Genomic DNA, 19,436 nt, shown 5'->3' with positions numbered 1-19,436 from the left:
AAGTCGTTCAGAACGTGATGTTGGTTCGCACGCCGACAACAAACGTGTTGCGCAGCGCCTGGGTCGGGTCGTTCGGGTTCTGTCCGGCGCCCGCGTTGAACGTGTATTGTGCGTCGGCCTGAATCTGCCACCACGGGTTGACCTGATACTGATAGGTCGCTTCCAGTGTGGTTTCCTGGGTGCGCACGCCATACGGGCCGTTGGAGAACGCACGACTGTCCAGATCGAGGTCTTCCACGCTATTGCTGACCTTGATGTAGGTCAGTGCAAGGCCGACGGTGTCGTTGTCGCGGCCAGCGAACGGCGCCTTCATCACCACGCCCAGGTTGGCCGAGAAGTTGACCAGGTTGCGGTCGCCCGGCGCGCCCATCACGCGGGTGAAGACGTTGATGCTGCGCGGCTCGTCCGGGTCGGGACGCCACACCATCTGGTCAGCCACGGCATAGAAACTGTAGTTGCCGCGATGCTGGGCGGCAACACCGGTCGAATTCGGGTTCGCCAGCGACAGGCCGGTGTTGTCGTAGTGCTGATCGGCGAAGCTGCCGGTGTTGTACCAGAAGCCGATCTTGTAGCTGCCGGGCAGGCCGGTGTTGGCGACTCCGACCATCTCGCCGTCGCCCGGCTGGTTCAACGCGTACTGCAACTCGCCGATATACAGCGCGCCGGTATGCAGGTTGAAATTGGTGCCGCTGATGTTGTTCGGATTGTTGCCAAGCGGGTCGCCGTCGAACACGCCTGCAAGGGCCGTCACGGTTGGCGTGATCTGGCCGCGCACGCGAATGCCGAGGTCGGCGAGCGGATAAGCGGGGCCACCCGAGGGCATGTCGTACGACGGCAGCGCGGGCCAGCCGAACATCGTGTTGACGAAGAGGCCGGCGCTCTGGCTGCCGATGAATTCCTGGTCGAGACTCTGCTGACCGACCTTGACGTCCATCTTGTTGTTCAGGAACGACTGCTGGTACCACAATTCCCACAGGCGGGTCGTATCCTGCGCTTCGATCCCGCTCGCCGTATTGAGCGTACCGAGGTTGTCCGCACTCAGATTCTGGCCGTGGATATTCAGCGCGCTCACGTTGAAGAGGCCGCCCTGCAGGCCGAACGCTTTCTTGGTATCCAACTGCACGGTGGCGGTTGTCAGGCCGTCATAGGTGCCGCCGGTGTTCAGGCCGCCGCGCGTGTTGTACAGATATTCGCTGGTCTCGGTGAGGCCGAACGTGATGCCGTATTTGCCGAGCCACGGACGCAGACCGCCGATATCGCCGAGCAGGGTGCCGCGGTTCCAGAAACCGGTCCACTGGCTGGTTTGCTGGGCCTGAATGTTCAGGTCCGCCTCGGGCGTGTCTTTCGGTGCGGCGTCGGGATTGGTGATGGTGGCGTCGGCCATCGCCGTGGCGGCGGTCAGCGAAGCCCATGCGAATGCTGTGAAAAGTGCCATGCGGCGCATCGAAGGCATGCGGAGCGTGCGTGCGGCGCGAGCGTGCGGTGTAGCATTCTTGAATGGACGCACGGCTGACGCGCGACCTTTGGACTGGGCGAACTTCATCGAAATCCTTGTTTGTGTTGTATCCGACCGTTCCGGCTGTCCGCATCGTGTGTAGATGGGTGGACCTCCGCACATTGCTGCTGCGGTTCGCGACGCCTAAGAAGCAATGACAAGATCGTACGCATGCGAAATAGGTGCGTCAATACAAATGAGAACGATTCGCAACAATATTACTGGGATGTAATTGATATATTTACGGTAAGCAGCGCGTATTGGTCTATTGGTCATTTAAACGTAATTAAAATGTAAGTAAGTTGTATTTTATAAGGATTGATTCCATTTCAATGAGTCCGCGCAGAGGTGTAACCAGTGAGCTTTTCCGGGAGGGGGGACAGTTCGCTTTCCGTTCAGGTGGCCGCACGTGCCGCAGACAATCGAACTCGTGCCAGGCTGCGCCGCCGGACGGCATGAATACAACGAAAGCGTATTGTCAGAAAATGCATCCCCGAATCGACAGATTCTTTACGGTCGGCAAGGGCCCAAAACCCGGAGCCTCACACGATGCTCAAGAACCTCTTCATTCAACTGACGGTCTGGTTCGTCTTCATGGCGGTCCTGCTGTTCGGCGCGGCCGGGACGCTGCATTGGGCTGCGGGCTGGTGGTTTCTGCTCGAATGGGCGGTGCTCGGCCTGTGGTTGGGTCTGTGGCTCGCCCGGCATGACCCCGCCTTGCTCGTCGAACGCCTGAAACCTATCGTCCAGCGCCAGCAGAGCCGTTGGGATCAAGTCTTCATGGCGTTCGTGGGCGCCTTCTGGATTGGCTGGCTGATCCTGATGGGGCTCGACGCCGGCCGCTTTCACAGGTCGTCCATGCCAGGCTGGCTGCATGTCGTCGGCGCGCTCGGCATTTTCCTGTGCATTTATGCGTGCCGCTCGGTGTTCCGCGCCAACAGCTTCGCTGCGCCGGTCGTCAAGATCCAGTCCGAACGCGACCATACGGTCAGCGATACCGGGCCATACGCCTACGTCAGGCATCCGATGTATGCCGCCGCGCTGCCGTTCCTCGTGGGTGTGCCGTTGCTGCTCGGCTCGTGGTGGGGGCTCGTCTGCGTGCCGCTCCTGATAGTCGGCGTTGGCTACCGTGCCGTGCAGGAAGAGCGCTTGCTCGCCGCTCAACTGCGTGGCTATGCGGAATACGCGGCACGCGTGCGGTATCGGTTTGTGCCGTATATCTGGTAGCGGTCTCGCCGCACAGCGCTCGGTGGACGACTCAGCCGGCTAGCTTCAGCCACCGATGTGCGCACCTGCACCGACAAGGCGCATCGCTCTCCGTTTTGGTGAACCTGTCTAGACAAAATGCACCAGCGAGGCGTGCCGACACGATATCTTCCAATCGCCTTTCGCGCGGAGAGCATGCCTGAAAGCCTTTACATATAGGGCTTACCCGATGATTGATGCGAAATCTCACATTTCCGCTTGCGACGATTTATTTACTCATGCAGACTTGTCTAGTCAATTTAGGCGAGTGAATCAATCGCTCGGCTAGCTGGATGGTGTTCCCTCAATCAAAGGAGTTTCGACGTGAAGGTAAAGCGCACTACGTTGGCTAAAGCATTGATCGGTGCCGTCCTCGGCGCCGCGACCATCCTCGCCGCCCCTGTGCAGGCCAAAGAATGGAAGACGGTGACCATCGCTCTCGAAGGCGGCTATGCGCCCTGGAACCTGACGCTGCCGGGCGGCAAGCTTGGCGGATTCGAACCCGAACTGGTGGCGAACCTGTGTGCGCGCATCCAGTTGCAATGCAATCTCGTCGCGCAAGATTGGGACGGCATGATTCCGGGTCTGCAGGCGGGTAAGTTCGATGTCCTGATGGACGCAATCTCGATCACGCCGGAGCGCGAAAAGATCATCGCGTTCTCGCGTCCTTATGCTGCAACGCCGGCCACCTTTGCCGTGACCGACACCAAGATCCTGCCGAAGGCCGGCCCAACCAGCGCCGTCCTCAAGCTGACCGGCGATGCGAAAACCGATCAGCCCACCGTCGACTCGCTGCGTAAAGAGTTGAAGGGCAAGACCATCGGCATCCAGTCGGGCACGGTGTACACGAAGTTCATCAACGACGGCTTCAAGGACGTCGCCACGATTCGCGTCTACAAGACCTCGCCGGAGCGCGATCTCGATCTGGCGAACGGCCGCATCGACGCATCCTTCGACGACGTGACGTACTACGCCGCCAACACCGACAAGAAAGAGACCGCGTCGATCGTGATGGCTGGACCGAAGATCGGCGGCCCGATCTGGGGTCCGGGTGAAGGCCTCGCGTTTCGCCAGCAGGACGCCGATCTGAAGGCCAAGTTCGACACCGCGATCAGCGCGGCGCTCGCCGACGGCACCGTGAAGAAGCTCTCAGTGAAGTGGTTCAAGACTGACGTCACGCCTTGAGCGGCGACTCGGCGGCTGGCTGGGCGTGACGCGTGACTGCGTGAAGGGGGCGCGGCCGCTGCGCGCGGCACGTCCCAGATGAAATGCAGTCTTGTGACGCAATGGCAGCAAGGTCCTGGCAGCAAACCGCTGTAACAGCAGGTGTACCAGCACGCGCAGCAACGCTCGCGCGTGCTGGCTGATTGATCCAACGGATTGGACGAGGGGTAGGTTATGGCTCTGATCGGGATGCTCGGCTTTGGGCCGGATGGCTGGGGTGGCGTCGTGCTGCTGGCGGCCTTGATGACCGTCGCATTGACGCTCGCGGCGCTCGCCGTCGGTGCGGTGTTCGGCGCCCTGGTGGCTGCGGCGAAGCTGTCGCGCTTTCGCAGCTTGCGCATCGTCGGCGATTTCTACACGACCGTGTTTCGTGGCGTGCCTGAACTGCTCGTCATCTATCTGTTCTATTTCGGTGGCTCCACGCTGGTGACGACCATCGGCCAGTGGTTCGGCGCCGATGGCTTCGTCGGCGTGCCGCCTTTCGTGATCGGTGCGCTGGCGGTCGGGATGATCTCCGGCGCGTATCAGGCCGAGGTGTACCGTGCCGCGGTGCTGGCCGTATCGCGCGGCGAACTCGAAGCGGCCCGTTCGATCGGCATGCCCACGCTGACGATGGCGCGCCGCATCCTGATCCCGCAAGTGCTGCGCTTCGCCTTGCCGGGCGTCGGCAATGTGTGGCAGTTGAGCCTGAAGGACTCCGCACTGATCTCGGTCACGGGTCTCGCCGAACTGCTGCGCGTGAGCCAGGTGGCCGCGGGCTCGACCCATCAATATTTCACGTTCTTCGTCGTGGGCGGCGCGTTGTATCTGCTGATGACGAGCATCTCGAACCGGGTCTTCAACCACGCCGAAGCGCGTGTGGGCCGGTCCTTCCGCCGCAATTTCGCCCGCAACTGACGAGGCCGCGCCATCATGCATATCGACTTCGCTTTCCTGCTCGACACGCTGCGCCAGTTACTTGGCGCCGTGCCGACCACGCTCGGGCTGTTCTTCTCTTCGCTGGTGCTGGGCGGACTGTTGTCGCTCGTGATCGTCACGATGCGCGTCTCGCCGCACTGGCTGCCGAACCGCTTCGCGCGGGCTTACATCCTCGTGTTTCGCGGCTCGCCGCTGCTGATCCAGATGTTCCTCGTGTACTACGGACTCGGCCAGTTCGGCGTGATCCGCGAGAGTTTCCTGTGGCCGGTGCTGCGCGAACCGTATATGTGCGCGGTGCTTTCGCTGGCTCTGTGTACGGCGGGATACACCGCCGAGATCATCCGCGGCGGCTTGATCGCCGTGCCGGTCGGGCAGATCGAAGCAGGCTATGCCATCGGCCTGTCGGGCTTCGCGTTGCTGCGTCGCGTGATCGGACCGATTGCGCTGCGCCAATGCCTGCCCGCGTATTCCACGGAAGCCGTCTTGCTGGTGAAGTCGACGGCGCTTGCGAGCCTTGTCACCGTATGGGAAGTGACCGGTGTCGCGCAGCAGATCATCCAGCAGACCTATCGGACAACTGAAGTTTTCATCTGCGCCGCGCTGATCTACCTGTTCCTGAATTTCGTCATCGTGCGTCTCCTGGGTCTGCTTGAAGTGCGGTTGTCGCGCCATCTGCGCACGGCACCCGTCCAGGCCGCCCCGCGCGCGGTTTCCGCTACTACCGAAGCACGTCGTGCCGCGCACTGAACGGCCGCTCATTCTGGAGAACTACATGAACGCTACGGCACCCGTTGCATTGTCGGTCAAGAACATTCACAAGTCGTTCGGCGACCATCACGTCCTCAAAGGGATCTCGCTCGACGCGCACCAGGGCGACGTGATTTCGATCCTCGGCGCGAGCGGCTCAGGCAAGAGCACCTTTCTGCGCTGCCTGAACCTGCTGGAAACGCCGGATGACGGTTCGGTCGCGCTGTCCGGCGAAGAGCTGAAGATGAAGCGCCGCGGCGACGGCAAGCTGCAGCCGAGCGATCGCCGCCAGGTGGACCGCATCCGCTCGCAACTCGGCATGGTGTTTCAGAATTTCAACCTGTGGTCGCATATGACGGTGCTCGAAAACCTGATCGAAGGTCCGATGCGCGTGCAAAAGCGCAGCCGCGCCGAGGCCGTGGAAGAGGCCGAAGCGTTGCTCGCCAAAGTGGGACTGGCGGAAAAGCGCGGCCACTATCCGGCGCATCTGTCCGGTGGCCAGCAGCAGCGCGTGGCGATTGCCCGGGCGCTGGCAATGCACCCGAAAGTCATGCTGTTCGACGAGCCGACCTCGGCGCTCGATCCTGAACTGGTAGGGGAAGTGCTGCGCGTGATGCGTTCGCTCGCCGAAGAAGGCCGCACCATGCTGGTTGTCACGCACGAAATGGGTTTCGCGCGCCACGTGTCGAATCGCGTGATGTTCCTGCATCAAGGCCAGGTGGAAGCCGACGGCACGCCGGATGAAGTGTTCGTCGAATGCAAGTCGGAGCGCTTCCGGCAATTCGTCTCGAGCCATCAGGACCGCAGCGCCCACTAATACCTCAAGGATAACTATCATGGCCGTGATCCGTTCCGATCGTCCTCTCGACCTGGCCCAGATGGCCGCGGTCGCTGCCGGCGAGCCGCTCCATCTGTCCGCCGAGGCCCGCGCCGGTATCGCGGCGGCGCGCGCACTCGTCGAACAGATCGTCGAGCGTGGAATTCGCGCCTATGGCGTGAACACGGGCGTCGGTGCGTTGTGCGACGTGACCGTTTCGCGCACCGAGCAACGCGCGCTGTCGCGCAACATTCTGATGAGTCACGCGGTAGGCGTCGGCGCGCCGCTCGGGGTCGCCGAAACGCGCGCGATCATGGCGGCAGCAGTCAACAATTTCGCGCACGGGCATTCGGGCATTCGTCTCGAAGTGGTCGATCAGCTCGTCGCGCTGCTGAATGCGGATTGCCTGCCGGAAGTGCCGGCCTTCGGCTCGGTCGGCTATCTGAGCCATATGGCGCATATCGCGCTCGTGTGTATCGGCGAGGGCCATGCGCGCTATCGCGGCGAGCGCCTCAAGGGACGCGACGCGCTGCAGATGCTGGGTCTCGAGCCGCTGGTGCTCGAAGCGAAAGAAGGCCTGAGCCTCGTCAACGGCACGCCCTGCGTGACGGGACTGGCGGCGCTTGCGCTGGCGCGTGCCGAACGTCTGCTCGACTGGACCGACGTGGTCGCCGCGATGAGCTTCGAGAATCTGCGCGGCCAGCTCGCCGCCTTCGACGCCGATTCGTTGGCGTTGCGCATTTCGCCGGGGCTGACGCTGGTCGGCGAACGGATGCGCGCCGCGCTCGCCGACAGCGGTATTCTCGCCGCCGTGGTCGGCCAGCGCACGCAAGACCCCCTGAGCATGCGGACCATCCCGCACGTCCACGGTGCCGTGCGCGATGTGCTGAGCGCCACCGCTGTGGTGGTCAATCGCGAACTCGCCTCGATTACCGACAATCCGATTGTCGCCGGCACGCCCGAGGACCCGCGGGTCTATTCGCAGGCGCATGCCGTGGGCGCTTCGATCGCGCTGGCGATGGACAGCCTCGCGACCGCGATTGCGCAGGTCGCGGCGATGGCCGAGCGCCGTCTGGACCGGCTGGTCAATCCGCTGGTCAGCGGCTTGCCGGCGTTTTTGGCCGAACCTGGCGGCACCTGTTCGGGCTTCATGATTGCGCAGTACACGGCGGCGTCGCTGGTCGCACAAAACCGGCGCCTCGCCCTGCCAGCGAGCCTCGACGGCGGGATCACCTCCGGCTTGCAGGAAGACCATCTGTGCCACGCCACCCCGGCTGCCTTGAAGGCGCTCGAAATCGTCGATAACGCTGGGCGGATCGTCGCAATCGAACTGCTGGCCGCGGCCCAGGCTTATGATTTGCAGACTGGCGACGTACCGCGCGCGCCCTATACGGATTCGTTATGGCGTAGCGTGCGTCGCGTGGTACCGACGTATTGCGACAACCGGCCGCTCGCGGAGGACATGGCCCTAGCATTCCGGATGATTGCCGATGCCGCGCCGCCGCCCTTGCCGAACCCCGGTAAGATGCGGCCTGCGGTCGTCGGTGCAGGAGGAGACTCCGACGACCCGTCGCGCGAGGCCATGCTGCAGATGGCGGGCGTCATCCGCGACGCCGCGGCGAACGAGCAGCAATCGGCGGCATGATGGGACGATGAGTCCATGAACGTCGCATAAGCGGCCTACGAGCCGGTGCGCCAGGCCCATCCGCCGGCGTGCCGGGATATTGCGTACCACCCACGAGGTCGACGTGAATATGAATATCAATGCGCCACTGGAAAGCAGCCCCGCAGCGCGCATGGGCAATGGCACCGAGACGCCTGCGAAAGCCATGCCGGCCTACGAACAGATCAAGCGCTATGTGGTGAAGCGGATCGCGGAAGGGGACTGGAAACCGGGCGGTCTGATTCCATCGGAGACCGAACTGGTCAAGGAATTCGGCGTGGCGCGCATGACGGTATCACGCGCGCTGCGCGAGCTGACTGTCGAGCGGGTGCTGACGCGCGTGCAGGGCTCGGGCACGTTTGTGGCGCCGCAGCGCTATGAATCGACGGTGCTGGAGATTCGCAACATCGCCGACGAGATCGCGGCACGCGGTCATCGGCATCGGGCCCAGGTGCTGGCGCTCGAACCGAGCGAGGACGCGCAGGCGCTCGATGCGCTCGGCCTGTCGGCAGGGCCTGCTTTTCACTCGCGGATCGTGCATAGCGAAGAGGGCGAGCCGATTCAGTACGAAGACCGCTACGTCAATCCCAAGGTGTTTTCCGAGTATCTGCAACAGGATTTCACGCTCGAGACGCCGAATCACTACATGGTGCGGCTTGCGCCGATCCAGCGCGCCGAGTTTCGCATCTACGCGCAGAAGCCGGACGCGCATGTGCGGCGGTATCTGGCGATGGAAATCGGCGAGCCGTGTCTGTTGTTGTGGCGCCGCACGTGGGTGGGTGAAGCGGTGGCGACCTCGGTGCAGCTGTGGCATCCGGCGTCACGCTTTCATCTGGCGGGCAACGTCTGATTGGGTAGCGGCTTGAGCGGCTCGAGCGGCTCCGGTTCAGCCCTGTCGTTGCGAGACGGCCGGCCCGAACCGGCAGCCCAGCCGGTAGCGCGAACCTGGATGCACAAAGCGGGCGAACGTCACCGCTACGCCGCTCGTCCACGTCCGCCTCACCAGCGTCAGGCACGGCTCCTCGGCGCGGATTTCCAGTTTCGCAGCCTCGTCGAGGGTCGGCAGACCCGCGTCGACGACGTGTTCGACATCGTGCAGCGGCACGACGTTGTAGAGGTACTCTGATGGCCGGATCGTTGCGAAGTCCTGCTGAAGAAACTCGGGTGCCGTGGCCGGATTGACGTAGCGGTCTTCGAGTTGCACCGGTAGCCCGTTTTCGCGGTGGACGCAGATCACATGAAACACCGAGGTGCCAGGTGCGAGGCCCAATGCGTTCGACACCAGAACCGGTGCGGTCTCCCGCTGCTTGAGCAGCGTTTCGTAGCTGTATTCATGGCCGCGTGAGCGAATCTCGTCGCCGATATGAGCGATCATCAGCAGCGTCGATTGCGGCTTCGTTTCCGCGACAAAAGTCCCTACACCCGAGACGCGCGTGACGAGGCCTTCCTCCGCGAGTTCTCGCAACGCGCGGTTGACGGTCATGCGCGACACGCCTAACGCCGCGACGAGGTCCAGTTCCGAAGGGATGCGGTCGCCGGGCTGTCGCGCACCCGAGTCGATGGTGCGGCGGATGTGGCTCTTGACCTGTTCGTAGCGCGCGGTGGGCGGGTCAGGGACGTCCGCGTCGCGGGGAGCCTGAGCATTCATTGCGGCTCCGCCTCATTGGCACCTTGTGTCCAGAAGGCGTTGCGGTCGAAGTAATTCTGCAGAAATTGCCGCAGGCGCGGCTGTCCGGCATCGTGAAAGACTTCGCGCGGCTTGCCTGCGACTGCGATCCGTCCTTGATCGATAAAGACCACCTTGTCCGCGACCTGTGCGGCAAAACCCATTTCGTGCGTAACGACGGCCATGGTCATGCCGTCGCGGGCGAGTTGCTTCATCACCTGCAAAACCTCGCCGACCAGTTCCGGGTCGAGCGCCGAGGTGGGCTCGTCGAACAGCATGATGTGCGGCTCCATGGCAAGCGCTCGCGCTATCGCCACGCGTTGCTGCTGGCCACCGGATAGCCTGGCCGGATACGCGTCGGCCTTGTGGGCGAGCCCCACGGTCTCGAGCATCGCATTGGCGCGGCGTCGCGCGTTGTCGCGCGACAGATGCTGCACGCGCAAGAGCGCCTCCATCACATTGCCGAGCGCCGTCATATGCGGCCACAGATTGAACTGCTGGAACACCATGCCTACATTGCGCCGCACGCGGTTGATCTCGGCTTGCGAGGCGCGCATGCGTTTGCCATTGCGCTCGGTGTAGCCGAGCAGTTCGCCTTCGATGCGCACGTCGCCCTGATCGTAGGTTTCCAGCGCGGCGAGACAACGCAGCAAGGTGCTCTTGCCGGACCCCGACGGGCCGATAATGCAGACCACTTCGGATTTGGCGATCTCCAGGTCGACGCCGCGCAGCACGTCGACCTCACCAAAGCGCTTGCGCAGATCGCGCACTTCGATCAACGGAGCGCTGCTGGCTTGGGTTGCGGCGAGGGTGGCGGTGGACTGGGAGGCTGGCATATCGGCAAGGGCGTTCATCGATGGATCCGGGATTCGTTCATGCCATGAATCGCGCAATGCGGGCTTCTGCCCACATGCCGGCACGCGAGGTCAGTTCGACCAGCGCGAGATAACACACGCATAGCGCCAGCAGCGTTTCGACGAAGGCGAAGGTGGCCGACCCAATGCCGGTCAGGACGAAGGTCAATTCGGGCACCGTGACGATCGACAGTACGGCGGTTTCCTTGCTGAGCACGATAATCAGATTGGTGAGCGCCGGCACGATCAGCACCAGCATCTGCGGCACCTGGATGCGCAACACCGCCTGCCAGCGCGACAAGCCCAGACACGACGCCGCTTCGAGGTGTCCCGGCGGCACCGACTGGAACCCGGAGCGGAACGCCTCGGCAAAATACGCACTGCCGTACAGACCGAGCCCGAGGACGCCGGCGGTCATCGGTTCGAGTGTGAGGCCGATTGAAGGGCCGCCGTAGTACAGCAGAAAAAGCTGCACGAGAAACGGCGTGCCGCGAAACAATTCGATATAGAAGCGCAATAGTGCGCGCACCCAGCGCCCGCAGAACAGTTGCAACACGGCGATCAGAAAGCCGATCAGGATGCCGATGGCGACGCCCGCGGCCCATGTGCCGATGGTCGTGGCGAGGCCTGCCGCAATCGGCTGCAGGTTGTGGGTAATGACGGTAGGGTCGAATTGCTGCATCGTTGGGTCCCGGATGAGCCCTGAGGCGGGTGCCACCGTTCGCGCTCAGGCTTGCTGCAAGCGGTATTCGGCGCCATGCGCCACCAGCGCGAGCGTCCCGCAGATGACGAAGTAGATCAGCCCCGCGGCGAGGTAGGCCTCGAGCGGACGATAGGTGCTGGCGGCAATGTTCTGCGCGGTACGCGTGAGTTCGGCCACGCCGACGACCGATATCAGCGAGGACGCCTTGATCAGCAGCACCATCTCGTTGACGAGCGAGGGCAACGTCAGGCGGAAGGCCTGCGGTACCTGGATTCGCCGCAGCATGTCGAGCGGCGACATGCCGAGCATGCGCGCGGCTTCGATCTGGCCGGGTGGAATGCTCAGAAACCCGCCGCGCAAAATCTCGGCGATATAGGAGGCCGAGCAGAGCGACACGGCACTGATCGCCGCGACGAGCGGCGACACGTTGATGCCGACAAAAGGCAGCAGATAGTACACGAGCAGCAATTGCACGAGCATCGGCACGCCGCGAAAAAAGAACACATAGGCACCGCCGGCCATGCGGGCCGCACGATGCGCCGACAGCCGCGCCGAGCAGACACCGATTGCGACGAAGAAGCCGATCACGAGCCCCGTGAGCGAAATGCCGACCGTGGCGATCGCCGCGTGCAGCAGCAACGGCAAACCCTGAAGAAAGACAGTCATGCTGAACATGTGTTGGGCACCCGCGAGAGCAATCCAGCAAGCGCTGCCGAAGGCCGTACGGCCGGCAGCAGCGCTTGCCTCAATGCATCAATAGTTCGGCGTGGGCATCGTGGTCGGCGCGTCCATTGCGACGCCGAACCACTTCTTCTGCAAGGCCGCGAGCCGCCCGTCGTTATGCATCTTGACGAGCGCGGCATTGAACGCGTCGTCAAGCGACTTGCTGTCCGCATCCTTGCGCATGCAGTAAGCGAAGTACACCTTGGCGCCGAACGGCGGCTGTACCACGGTGAAGGTGTCGGGGCGCTGTTTCGCCACATAGGCGATGTTCGTCATCGAGTTGGCGACGGCGGCGATCCGGCCGGCGGCGAGGTCCGCGTAGGCCTGATTGTTGTCGACGTATTCGCGGACTTCAGGCGGCTTGGGCAGCGTCGCAATATAGGCCTTGAGCTGGTCGAGCTGGGCTGAGCCCTTGCCCGCGCCAACCGTCTTGCCGGCGATATCCGAGGATTGCTTGAGCGCGGTGTCGTTCGTGCGCTTGAGCAGCGCGTCGGTGGCGTCGGCGACGGGCAGCGTGTACGCGTAGCGTTCCATGCGTGCCTTCGTCACCGTCAGCGGACCGCCGACCATGTCGAACTTGCCGGCTTCCAGACCCGGCAGCACGCTGGGCCAGGGCAGGTCGATGAAGCGCACCTTCACGCCCAGTTCTTTGCCGACCTCGGCGAACAAGTCCTTGTTGAAACCGGCCTGCTGACCGTTTTCGAGGAAGTCGAATGGGGCGAACTGCATCTCCGTACCGACCACCAGTTCACCCGCCGCCTTGACCTTGGCAAGCTGATCTTCCGCGTGAGCGGCGACGCTTGCAGCGCACAAGGCTAACATCATCAAACGACACTTCCAGCCTGCAAGGATGCTCATGAGAATCTCCGGTTGGCAAAGCGGTGTCGCGCGATGAGGTGGGTCGACGCGCAGTATGCGGGGCAGTATATACCGCAGTTTTCGTGTGAAAAAAATAATCCTGTTGTGCGCTGCAAAGGGGCGCACGTAACGACTGGTACGTAGTGAAGAGGCGGCTTGCGATGCGGCTTTTGGCGGTATATACAACTGGGTAGGCGTGCGCGACGCGCCTGTTTTGCAAGGTGTTCGAAGTAGCGGCGACGCGCGCATTCGTCAGCTTATTAATCGGATTACTAAGCAGATTACCAGGCAGTCCAATCTGCTGAAGCTTTCAGGAGGGTTGCGATGCAGCCGGTCACCCGCATTCCGATCATCGACCTCGCTGGCGTACGCGTCGGCGATCCAGAAGCCATGCAGCGCGTGGGCCGTGAAATCCACGACGCGTGTACGACGATCGGGTTTTTCTACATCGTCAATCATGGTGTGCCGCAGGCCGCCATCGACGCGGCCGAGCGGGCGGCCCGCACCTTCTTCGCGTTTCCGGTGGAAACCAAACGGCGTGCTGCGGTGAACCAGCGGCATCGCGGCTTCAACGCGCTCGGCGATGCGACGATGTATCAGGCCAAGCGCCCCGACTACAAGGAGTTCTTCAGCATCGGACTGGAGTTGCCGGAAGACGACCCCGATGTGCTCGCGGGCCAGGCTTTGCGCGGGCCGAACAACTGGCCGGCGTTCATGCCCGAATTGCGGCCGGCGCTGTACGGTTACTATGAAGCGGTAGCGCTGTGCGGCGCCGACCTGTTGCGCGCGGTGGCCGTGAGTCTCGGCGTGGACGAACAGTTCTTTGCGCCGCGCTATACCAAACGCATGCAGCGCACGCAGATGGTGTACTACCCACCGCAGCCGCCGCAGTTGGATGCCGACCAGTTCGGCGTGGCGCCGCACACCGATTATGGCTGCATTACGCTGCTTTGGCAGGATCAGGTCGGCGGCTTGCAGGTGCGCGAGATTGCCAACGACACGTGGGTCGATGCGCCGCCGATTGCAGGCAGCTTCGTCGTCAACGTGGGCGACCTGCTCGCGCGCTGGACCAACGACCGGTTTCGCTCGACGCTGCATCGTGTGATCAACGCGTCCGGCCGCGAGCGTTATTCGATCGCCACGTTTTACGATCCGACCTACGGCGCGTCAGTCGATCCGCGCGAACTCGGTACGAGCGTCGCGGACCTCAGATATCAACCCGTCGCGGCGGGCGACTACATTCTTGGGCGCATCAACGACTCGATGGGTTACCGGAAGAAGCAGGCCGCGCAGGGGACGGCAGCATGACGAACGGACCCAGCGCCACGCTTTCCGCCACCCTGGCCGCGCTGCGCGAAGCACTCGGACATGACGCCGTGCGCGTTGGCGAACAGATCAGCGAGCGTTCGATGACCGACTGGACGCGTCAGGAGCCAACACGCGCAGCGGCGTTGTTGTTACCGCGGACTACGGAGCAGGTGTCGCAGGCGCTCGCGATCTGTCACGCAGCACATCAAACGGTGGTGCCGCAGGGCGGCATGACGGGGCTCGCAGGAGGGGCCATTCCCCGCGCCCAGGATATGGCGTTGTCGCTCGAACGGCTCACCGGCATCGAGGAAATCGATCCTGCTTCGGCCACCATGACGGTCCGGGCCGGCACCACCTTGCAGACGGCTCAGGAGGCCGCTGCGCAAGCGGGATTCGAGCTTGCTCTCGATCTCGGTGCGCGCGGCTCGTGTCAGATCGGCGGCAACCTCGCCACGAACGCGGGCGGCAATCGCGTCATCCAGTCGGGCACGGCGCGTGATCAGGTGCTGGGCCTGGAAGTGGTGCTGGCGAACGGCGCGGTCTTGAGCTCGCTCGGCAAGATGGTGAAGAACAACACGGGGTATGACCTCAAGCACTGGTTTATCGGTTCGGAGGGCACACTCGGCGTGATTACCCGCGCGGTATTGCGCCTGCATCCACAGCGCGCGGCGCGGCATACGGCGCTGGTGGCACTGGACGATTACGATGCGGCGGTCGGCTTGCTGCGCCGCTTGTCGACCCGCTTCGGCAATGACATCGGCGCGTTTGAAATCATGTGGCCGGACTTCTACGACTTCGGCGTCGCCTTGACCGGCAAGCGTTCGCCGTTTGCGCAGGCGCATCCGCTGTACGCGTTAATCGAACACGCCAGTTTCGATGCGGCTGATGATGGCGAACGCTATGCCGCTGCGCTAGCCGAAGCACTGGATGCGCACGCCATCCGCGATGCCGTCATTGCGCAATCGATGGCCGATGCGCGCGCCTTATGGGCAGTGCGCGAATGCACGGCCGAATTCCCGGTGAAGATGGACCCGATCAACTTCGACATCAGTCTGCCGATCGGCGAGATTGGTCGGTTTGTCGACCGCTGCCGTGCGGCGCTCGATCGTCAATGGCCGGATAACCAGTCCTATTTCTTCGGCCATATTGGCGATTCGAATCTGCATCTCACCGTGGATGGCCATTCGGTCCCAGACGTGGAGCATCGCGCGGTGTATGCGTACGTCTATGAAATGCTGGGACCGTTGCACGGCTCGGTCTCGGCGGAACATGGGATCGGCTCGTTAAAGCGCGAGTTCCTGCCGATCTCGCGCTCGCCTGAGGAACTGGCCGCGATGGCGGCGATCAGGCAGGCGCTGGACCCGCACGGCATTCTGAATCCTGGCAAGCTGTTCTGAAGGCTTCAGCGCAAACGGCGCCGGCATGTCCACATGCCGGGCGAGGGCGGCGTGCCGTGCCGCCCGAACCCATCTCAGAGCGCCGCATTCTCCAGCAAACCGTTCGCATAGCGGCGGTAGACCCACGCCATGACCGCCGCCGACAGCACGAGGAATATCGTGCTGACGAACGCCTGCACGACATTGGCGACCACGGAGCCCTGCAGAAGCGCCGCCAGCAGCGTCCTGCCGCCCACCAGCAATGCGGCGATCCAGATGACCAGCAGCGGTAGATAGGCGATGAATCCCATCCCGGCGATCGTCCAGAAATGACCTCGGCTGTCTTGCCACGCCGTGTGCAGCGTCAGCCGGCTGCCTAGCGCGACCGCCGGATAGATCAGGCTCAAACGGACGAGAATGAACAGGTACACCAGCAGCACGGGTACGACGATCAGCGCGAGCTTCTCCGATTGTGCCCCGTGCGCAAGCATGGCCGCGGCAATCGTGATGACCACGGTGCCGACACCCACGCCCAGCGTGAACAGCAGGTGGCGGCCAAGCGGTTTGCCGCCGAGGGGCACCAGGGGTTGCGTCCCTTCGCCTAGCAGGACGAAGCGCGTGACCTTGATCGTCAGGCAACCGCACACGACAATTTGCAGAATCGAAAGCGCCAGTCTGGCAAAGGCATGACCGGCCGCCGTGGCAGGATCGAAGTCGGCCCCGGATGGCGCGGGGTGAAATGACGCAGAAAGCAGAGACGTGCAGGTGATGACGACGAACACACCGAGGACGAGTCCCGGCATCTCGACGAAAGCTTGCCAGGTGCTGATCCAGCTTCTCTTGACGCAGGTACCGAAGGTCAACTGTTCCATAGGTGATTGGCGTGGCGGTGGCTTATGGGCTTCATGCTGGTTCGGATCATAAGTCAATTCGCACGCGTGGTCTGCAAGACCCTGCTCGCTCAGGCCGCGCTCAGGCCGCGCTCAGGCAGCACTCAGGCAGCGGCTTCGATCAATTCGCTGGCGCTCGATTCGGCGGCGAGCAGGTTCAGCGCGATCAGAATGGCCGAACGATTGTCGAGCTCGATTTCGATGCCGAGCACGTCGCTTAGCCAGCGGCCGATCTTCGTATTGGAAAAATCGCTGGCGTCGCCCGTCTTTTTCATAGTGACGCCGAGTTTGACGGCGCGATAGTGATAAGAGGGCACGCGATGCTGCGAAGCGACGGCCGACAGTCCACCTTTGCATTCCGAGCACCAGCCGAGACTGCCGGCCAGCACGATGCGCTCCGGTTCGTCGAGGCCGTCGATGAAGCGGCGCGCTGCGCGGCGCACGCGCGCTTCGTCGAGGCCGTACTGCAGCAGGACGCTTTCGACCGGGTCTTCGAGCGCATGGGCGTGCAGGTCGATTTCCTGTGCCATGCCTTCGTTTTCCATCGACACGTTGCGCTGATGGCCGGCGCTGCGCAGGCAGTCGATCAGATAGCGGCGGAAGTACGCACAGAGGGCGTAGCCGTTGGATGGGGCGCTTTCCGGGCAGGCATTCGTATCGGAATGGCCGGGAGTCAGGCGAAGGACACGGGAGAAGATGAACTGCGCGACGAGTTCTTCCTTGTCCTCGCCGAGCGCCTGTAATTCGAGCGGATGATAGGTGCGCAGTGCCCGCTTCACCAGTTCGACCATCGACACCATTTCGTCTCCGGACAGGTGAGTGCGGCGGCGCCACAGATCGGGAAGGATCGCATTGTCCAGATTGCGGACGAACTCGCGGCTCGGTACGGCGCCCATGAAAGCCTCCATTGAGGGATGGTGCAGGGAGCGCGGTAGGCCCCGCCAGGCGGGGCGGCGAGAGGGTCCGTGAAGACCTTTGGCCGCGCTTGAAAGTGACTTAAGTATGATTTTTGCGCGTGGCTTCGCCTATATGGATTAAGTGATAGCTGACAGGTAAACTGCCGGGTAAACCAAGCTCGCCATCGCCTGCGGTGCCATGCACCATGTTGGGCATCGTCGGCAGCGTAAAGCGCTAACTCCGGTCCACCAGGGAGACCGCACGATGCGGGACGATGCCATCCAGCGAGCGATAGACGAAGACCTGGCGCGCGTGCTGTACGCACAGGACGCGCTAGCGTTCTTCACGCACTGGTTTGTGATCGCTGTGCTGGTCTCGATCTACTGGGGCGACATGCCGTATCCGCAGTGGTTCGCGGCATGCTTCGTCTTCTACGCGGTGGTGAACTGCGCATCGATGGGATTGTTGCTGTACCGGCGGCGCCGGCCCGCTGCGCTGAGCGCACGCAACTGGATCAGGCTGCACGCGCTGCGCGGCGCACTTCTGTGCAGCGCGCCGGGCCTCTCGATCTGGTTCGCGTTTCAAACCCCCCAGAGCGATCTGCCGGTGCTGCACACCGTCATACTGGCGACGCTGGCGGCCGGCGTGTTCATGTCGAATGGCTTCGACGTGCTCAACTTTTCGACCAACATCACCTTGGTGCTGGTGCCGGCCATTGTGCTGCTGTTCGGCAGTCACAACTTCGACCGCACCATTCTGGCGGTCGTCCTCACGTTTTTCTTTTGCGCCGTCAACCTCTACGCGATGAGCTACCGCAAGCTGTTTCAGCGCGTGGTGGAGGCGCGCGTCGATCAGCAGCAACTGGCGGAATCGCTAGCCGAACAAAAACAGCGCGCTGACGAGGCGAGCCTCGCCAAGACACGCTTTTTCGCTGCGGCGAGCCACGATCTGCGCCAGCCGCTGCATGCGGTCAGCCTGCTGGCGGCGTCGCTCAACGACGCTTCCGTGACACCCGTGCAACACGCTAAAACCGCCGATCACATCGTCAACAACGTCGAGGCGCTTAACCAGTTGTTCAACCAGGTGCTCGATCTGGCGCGGCTCGAAACCGGCGCCACGCAGGTGATCCGGCTGCATTTCCGGCTCGACGACCTGTTCGAGCGGGTCGGCAGCCAGTACCGGCCGCAGGCGGCGGCCAAGGGCCTCGCGCTGCGCATCGCACCGACCACGATGGTGGTGTACGACGACCCGGTACTGCTCGAACGGGTGTTGAGCAACCTGCTCTCGAATGCCGTGCGCTATACCGGGGAGGGCGCAATCTGGATGGGCCTGCGACGCGCCGGCCGGCGCAGTGGCGGCTATATCGAGGTACGCGATTCCGGCATCGGCATTGCGGCTGCCGAACAGGAGCGCATCTTCGAGGAGTTCTATCAGGTGGCCAACCCGCAGCGCGACGCGAGCCAGGGACACGGGCTCGGCTTGCCCACGGTCAGGCGGCTGATCGGCTTGCTGGGTGGCGAGTTGAACTTGCGCTCGGCGCCGGGACGCGGTTCGGTGTTCCGCTTTCCGGTGCAGGCGGGCGACCCGGCCGCGCTGGTGGCGAGTCTGAGCGACACGGCGGCAGGCGGCCCATCGGCGCAGGGACGGCAGGTGCTGTGCATCGACGATGACCCGTCGACGCTCGAAGGACTGACAAGCCTGCTCGGCCGTTGGGGCTGTATCGCGCGCGGCGTGCGCAACGAAGCGCTGGCGCTGCGGGCGCTCGAAGAGGGCTTCGTGCCGGACGCGGTACTCAGCGATTTCCGCCTCGCGAACCACCGCACGGGCGTAGAGGCGCTGACGACCGTGCGCGAGGCGTTGCAGCGCAAGGGACAGGAAGGTGCCGTGATGTTGTTGATTACCGGCGAGATGGCCTCGGGCGAGCTGGCGGCCCTCGCGACGCAGGGGGTTCCGGTGTTGCACAAGCCGGTCACGCCGGCGCGCTTGCGGCGCATGCTGGAGACCTTGTGGCAGCAGGCCGAACAGGACCGGGCGCGGTCCGCGGTCTAGCCG

The 19,436-nt window shown here is 63.3% G+C and carries 18 protein-coding genes; 10 read left to right on the top strand and 8 right to left on the bottom strand.

Translation table 11 applies throughout. From position 1 onward, the window contains the following. Positions 1–7 precede the first annotated feature (7 nt). Positions 8–1,543, bottom strand: a complete 1,536-nt coding sequence (locus P3T43_RS24040) for a carbohydrate porin (RefSeq protein ID WP_429283541.1) — start codon at positions 1,541–1,543, stop codon at positions 8–10. A gap of 501 nt (positions 1,544–2,044) precedes the next feature. Between P3T43_RS24040 and P3T43_RS24035 the strand changes: the two genes are divergently transcribed. From P3T43_RS24035 to hutC (P3T43_RS24005), 7 genes are all read left to right on the top strand, one after another. Next, positions 2,045–2,722 carry a methyltransferase family protein gene (locus P3T43_RS24035; RefSeq protein ID WP_429283540.1) on the top strand — a complete coding sequence of 226 codons (678 nt, stop codon included), beginning with the start codon at positions 2,045–2,047 and terminating at the stop codon, positions 2,720–2,722. 342 nt (positions 2,723–3,064) lie between these two features. Continuing rightward, positions 3,065–3,925 (top strand): transporter substrate-binding domain-containing protein, encoded by an 861-nt coding sequence (locus P3T43_RS24030; protein ID WP_429283539.1) that lies wholly within the window; start codon positions 3,065–3,067, stop codon positions 3,923–3,925. A gap of 213 nt (positions 3,926–4,138) precedes the next feature. After that, entirely contained in the window at positions 4,139–4,861 is a 723-nt protein-coding gene (locus tag P3T43_RS24025; RefSeq protein WP_429283538.1) for an ABC transporter permease, read from the top strand. A 15-nt stretch (positions 4,862–4,876) separates the two neighbouring features. Then, a complete protein-coding gene (locus tag P3T43_RS24020; protein ID WP_429283537.1) occupies positions 4,877–5,629 on the top strand; it encodes an ABC transporter permease in 753 nt (250 codons plus the stop codon). A gap of 25 nt (positions 5,630–5,654) precedes the next feature. Next, on the top strand, positions 5,655–6,446 hold the full coding sequence (locus P3T43_RS24015) for an ABC transporter ATP-binding protein (protein ID WP_429283536.1): 792 nt from the start codon (positions 5,655–5,657) through the stop codon (positions 6,444–6,446). A 19-nt stretch (positions 6,447–6,465) separates the two neighbouring features. After that, positions 6,466–8,091, top strand: a complete 1,626-nt coding sequence (locus P3T43_RS24010; protein ID WP_429283535.1) for an aromatic amino acid ammonia-lyase — start codon at positions 6,466–6,468, stop codon at positions 8,089–8,091. Between the two features lie 109 nt (positions 8,092–8,200). After that, positions 8,201–8,959: a histidine utilization repressor gene (gene hutC / locus P3T43_RS24005; RefSeq protein WP_429283578.1), complete on the top strand. Its 759-nt coding sequence runs from the start codon at positions 8,201–8,203 to the stop codon at positions 8,957–8,959. Positions 8,960–8,995: 36 nt separating this feature from the next. Here hutC (P3T43_RS24005) and hutC (P3T43_RS24000) read toward each other — a convergent pair whose 3' ends face one another. The 5 genes from hutC (P3T43_RS24000) to P3T43_RS23980 all read right to left on the bottom strand — a co-directional run bounded on the left by hutC (P3T43_RS24000) (position 8,996) and on the right by P3T43_RS23980 (position 12,913). After that, complete coding sequence (hutC, locus tag P3T43_RS24000; RefSeq protein ID WP_429283534.1) at positions 8,996–9,757, bottom strand: histidine utilization repressor; 762 nt, start codon at positions 9,755–9,757, stop codon at positions 8,996–8,998. Then, a complete protein-coding gene (locus P3T43_RS23995; protein WP_429283533.1) occupies positions 9,754–10,629 on the bottom strand; it encodes an amino acid ABC transporter ATP-binding protein in 876 nt (291 codons plus the stop codon). Before P3T43_RS23995 ends, hutC (P3T43_RS24000) begins: the two co-directional genes overlap by 4 nt. Positions 10,630–10,648: 19 nt before the next feature. After that, the gene (locus tag P3T43_RS23990; RefSeq protein ID WP_429283532.1) at positions 10,649–11,311 is read right to left on the bottom strand and encodes an amino acid ABC transporter permease; all 663 of its coding nucleotides are present in this window, start codon (positions 11,309–11,311) and stop codon (positions 10,649–10,651) included. 45 nt (positions 11,312–11,356) lie between these two features. After that, positions 11,357–12,007, bottom strand: a complete 651-nt coding sequence (locus P3T43_RS23985; protein WP_429283531.1) for an amino acid ABC transporter permease — start codon at positions 12,005–12,007, stop codon at positions 11,357–11,359. Between the two features lie 78 nt (positions 12,008–12,085). Continuing rightward, positions 12,086–12,913, bottom strand: coding sequence for a transporter substrate-binding domain-containing protein (locus P3T43_RS23980; RefSeq protein WP_429283530.1), 828 nt, complete (start codon positions 12,911–12,913; stop codon positions 12,086–12,088). Between the two features lie 324 nt (positions 12,914–13,237). Here P3T43_RS23980 and P3T43_RS23975 point away from each other — a divergent pair, with 324 nt between their 5' ends. After that, positions 13,238–14,221, top strand: a complete 984-nt coding sequence (locus P3T43_RS23975) for an isopenicillin N synthase family dioxygenase (RefSeq protein WP_429283529.1) — start codon at positions 13,238–13,240, stop codon at positions 14,219–14,221. Next, entirely contained in the window at positions 14,218–15,618 is a 1,401-nt protein-coding gene (locus tag P3T43_RS23970) for an FAD-binding oxidoreductase (RefSeq protein WP_429283528.1), read from the top strand. The genes P3T43_RS23975 and P3T43_RS23970 overlap by 4 nt, the downstream gene beginning before the upstream one ends. Before the next feature lie 74 nt (positions 15,619–15,692). On the opposite strand, the gene P3T43_RS23965 is transcribed toward P3T43_RS23970, so the two are convergent. Both P3T43_RS23965 and P3T43_RS23960 read right to left on the bottom strand, forming a co-directional pair. After that, on the bottom strand, positions 15,693–16,469 hold the full coding sequence (locus tag P3T43_RS23965) for a hypothetical protein (RefSeq protein WP_429283527.1): 777 nt from the start codon (positions 16,467–16,469) through the stop codon (positions 15,693–15,695). 122 nt (positions 16,470–16,591) lie between these two features. Next, entirely contained in the window at positions 16,592–17,383 is a 792-nt protein-coding gene (locus tag P3T43_RS23960) for a hypothetical protein (protein ID WP_429283526.1), read from the bottom strand. A gap of 265 nt (positions 17,384–17,648) precedes the next feature. Between P3T43_RS23960 and P3T43_RS23955 the strand changes: the two genes are divergently transcribed. Next, a complete protein-coding gene (locus P3T43_RS23955) occupies positions 17,649–19,433 on the top strand; it encodes a hybrid sensor histidine kinase/response regulator (RefSeq protein ID WP_429283525.1) in 1,785 nt (594 codons plus the stop codon). Positions 19,434–19,436 lie beyond the last annotated feature (3 nt).

It is taken from the genome of Paraburkholderia sp. GAS41 (assembly GCF_050436545.1).
Classification (GTDB): Bacteria; Pseudomonadota; Gammaproteobacteria; order Burkholderiales; family Burkholderiaceae; genus Paraburkholderia.
This window is presented reverse-complemented; position numbering and strand designations above follow the sequence as displayed.

Bases quoted from the DNA above. Each gene is read 5' to 3' on its own strand.
- P3T43_RS23995 (WP_429283533.1), bottom strand. From the start codon at position 10,629: ATGAACGCCCTTGCCGATATGCCAGCCTCCCAGTCCACCGCCACCCTC.
- P3T43_RS23955 (WP_429283525.1), top strand. From the start codon at position 17,649: ATGCGGGACGATGCCATCCAGCGAGCGATAGACGAAGACCTGGCGCGC.
- P3T43_RS23985 (WP_429283531.1), bottom strand. From the start codon at position 12,007: ATGTTCAGCATGACTGTCTTTCTTCAGGGTTTGCCGTTGCTGCTGCAC.
- P3T43_RS24040 (WP_429283541.1), bottom strand. From the start codon at position 1,543: ATGAAGTTCGCCCAGTCCAAAGGTCGCGCGTCAGCCGTGCGTCCATTC.
- P3T43_RS24010 (WP_429283535.1), top strand. From the start codon at position 6,466: ATGGCCGTGATCCGTTCCGATCGTCCTCTCGACCTGGCCCAGATGGCC.
- P3T43_RS24035 (WP_429283540.1), top strand. From the start codon at position 2,045: ATGCTCAAGAACCTCTTCATTCAACTGACGGTCTGGTTCGTCTTCATG.
- P3T43_RS23970 (WP_429283528.1), top strand. From the start codon at position 14,218: ATGACGAACGGACCCAGCGCCACGCTTTCCGCCACCCTGGCCGCGCTG.
- P3T43_RS23960 (WP_429283526.1), bottom strand. From the start codon at position 17,383: ATGGGCGCCGTACCGAGCCGCGAGTTCGTCCGCAATCTGGACAATGCG.
- P3T43_RS23965 (WP_429283527.1), bottom strand. From the start codon at position 16,469: ATGGAACAGTTGACCTTCGGTACCTGCGTCAAGAGAAGCTGGATCAGC.
- P3T43_RS23975 (WP_429283529.1), top strand. From the start codon at position 13,238: ATGCAGCCGGTCACCCGCATTCCGATCATCGACCTCGCTGGCGTACGC.
- P3T43_RS24015 (WP_429283536.1), top strand. From the start codon at position 5,655: ATGAACGCTACGGCACCCGTTGCATTGTCGGTCAAGAACATTCACAAG.
- hutC (WP_429283534.1), bottom strand. From the start codon at position 9,757: ATGAATGCTCAGGCTCCCCGCGACGCGGACGTCCCTGACCCGCCCACC.
- P3T43_RS24020 (WP_429283537.1), top strand. From the start codon at position 4,877: ATGCATATCGACTTCGCTTTCCTGCTCGACACGCTGCGCCAGTTACTT.
- P3T43_RS23990 (WP_429283532.1), bottom strand. From the start codon at position 11,311: ATGCAGCAATTCGACCCTACCGTCATTACCCACAACCTGCAGCCGATT.
- P3T43_RS24025 (WP_429283538.1), top strand. From the start codon at position 4,139: ATGGCTCTGATCGGGATGCTCGGCTTTGGGCCGGATGGCTGGGGTGGC.
- hutC (WP_429283578.1), top strand. From the start codon at position 8,201: ATGAATATCAATGCGCCACTGGAAAGCAGCCCCGCAGCGCGCATGGGC.
- P3T43_RS23980 (WP_429283530.1), bottom strand. From the start codon at position 12,913: ATGAGCATCCTTGCAGGCTGGAAGTGTCGTTTGATGATGTTAGCCTTG.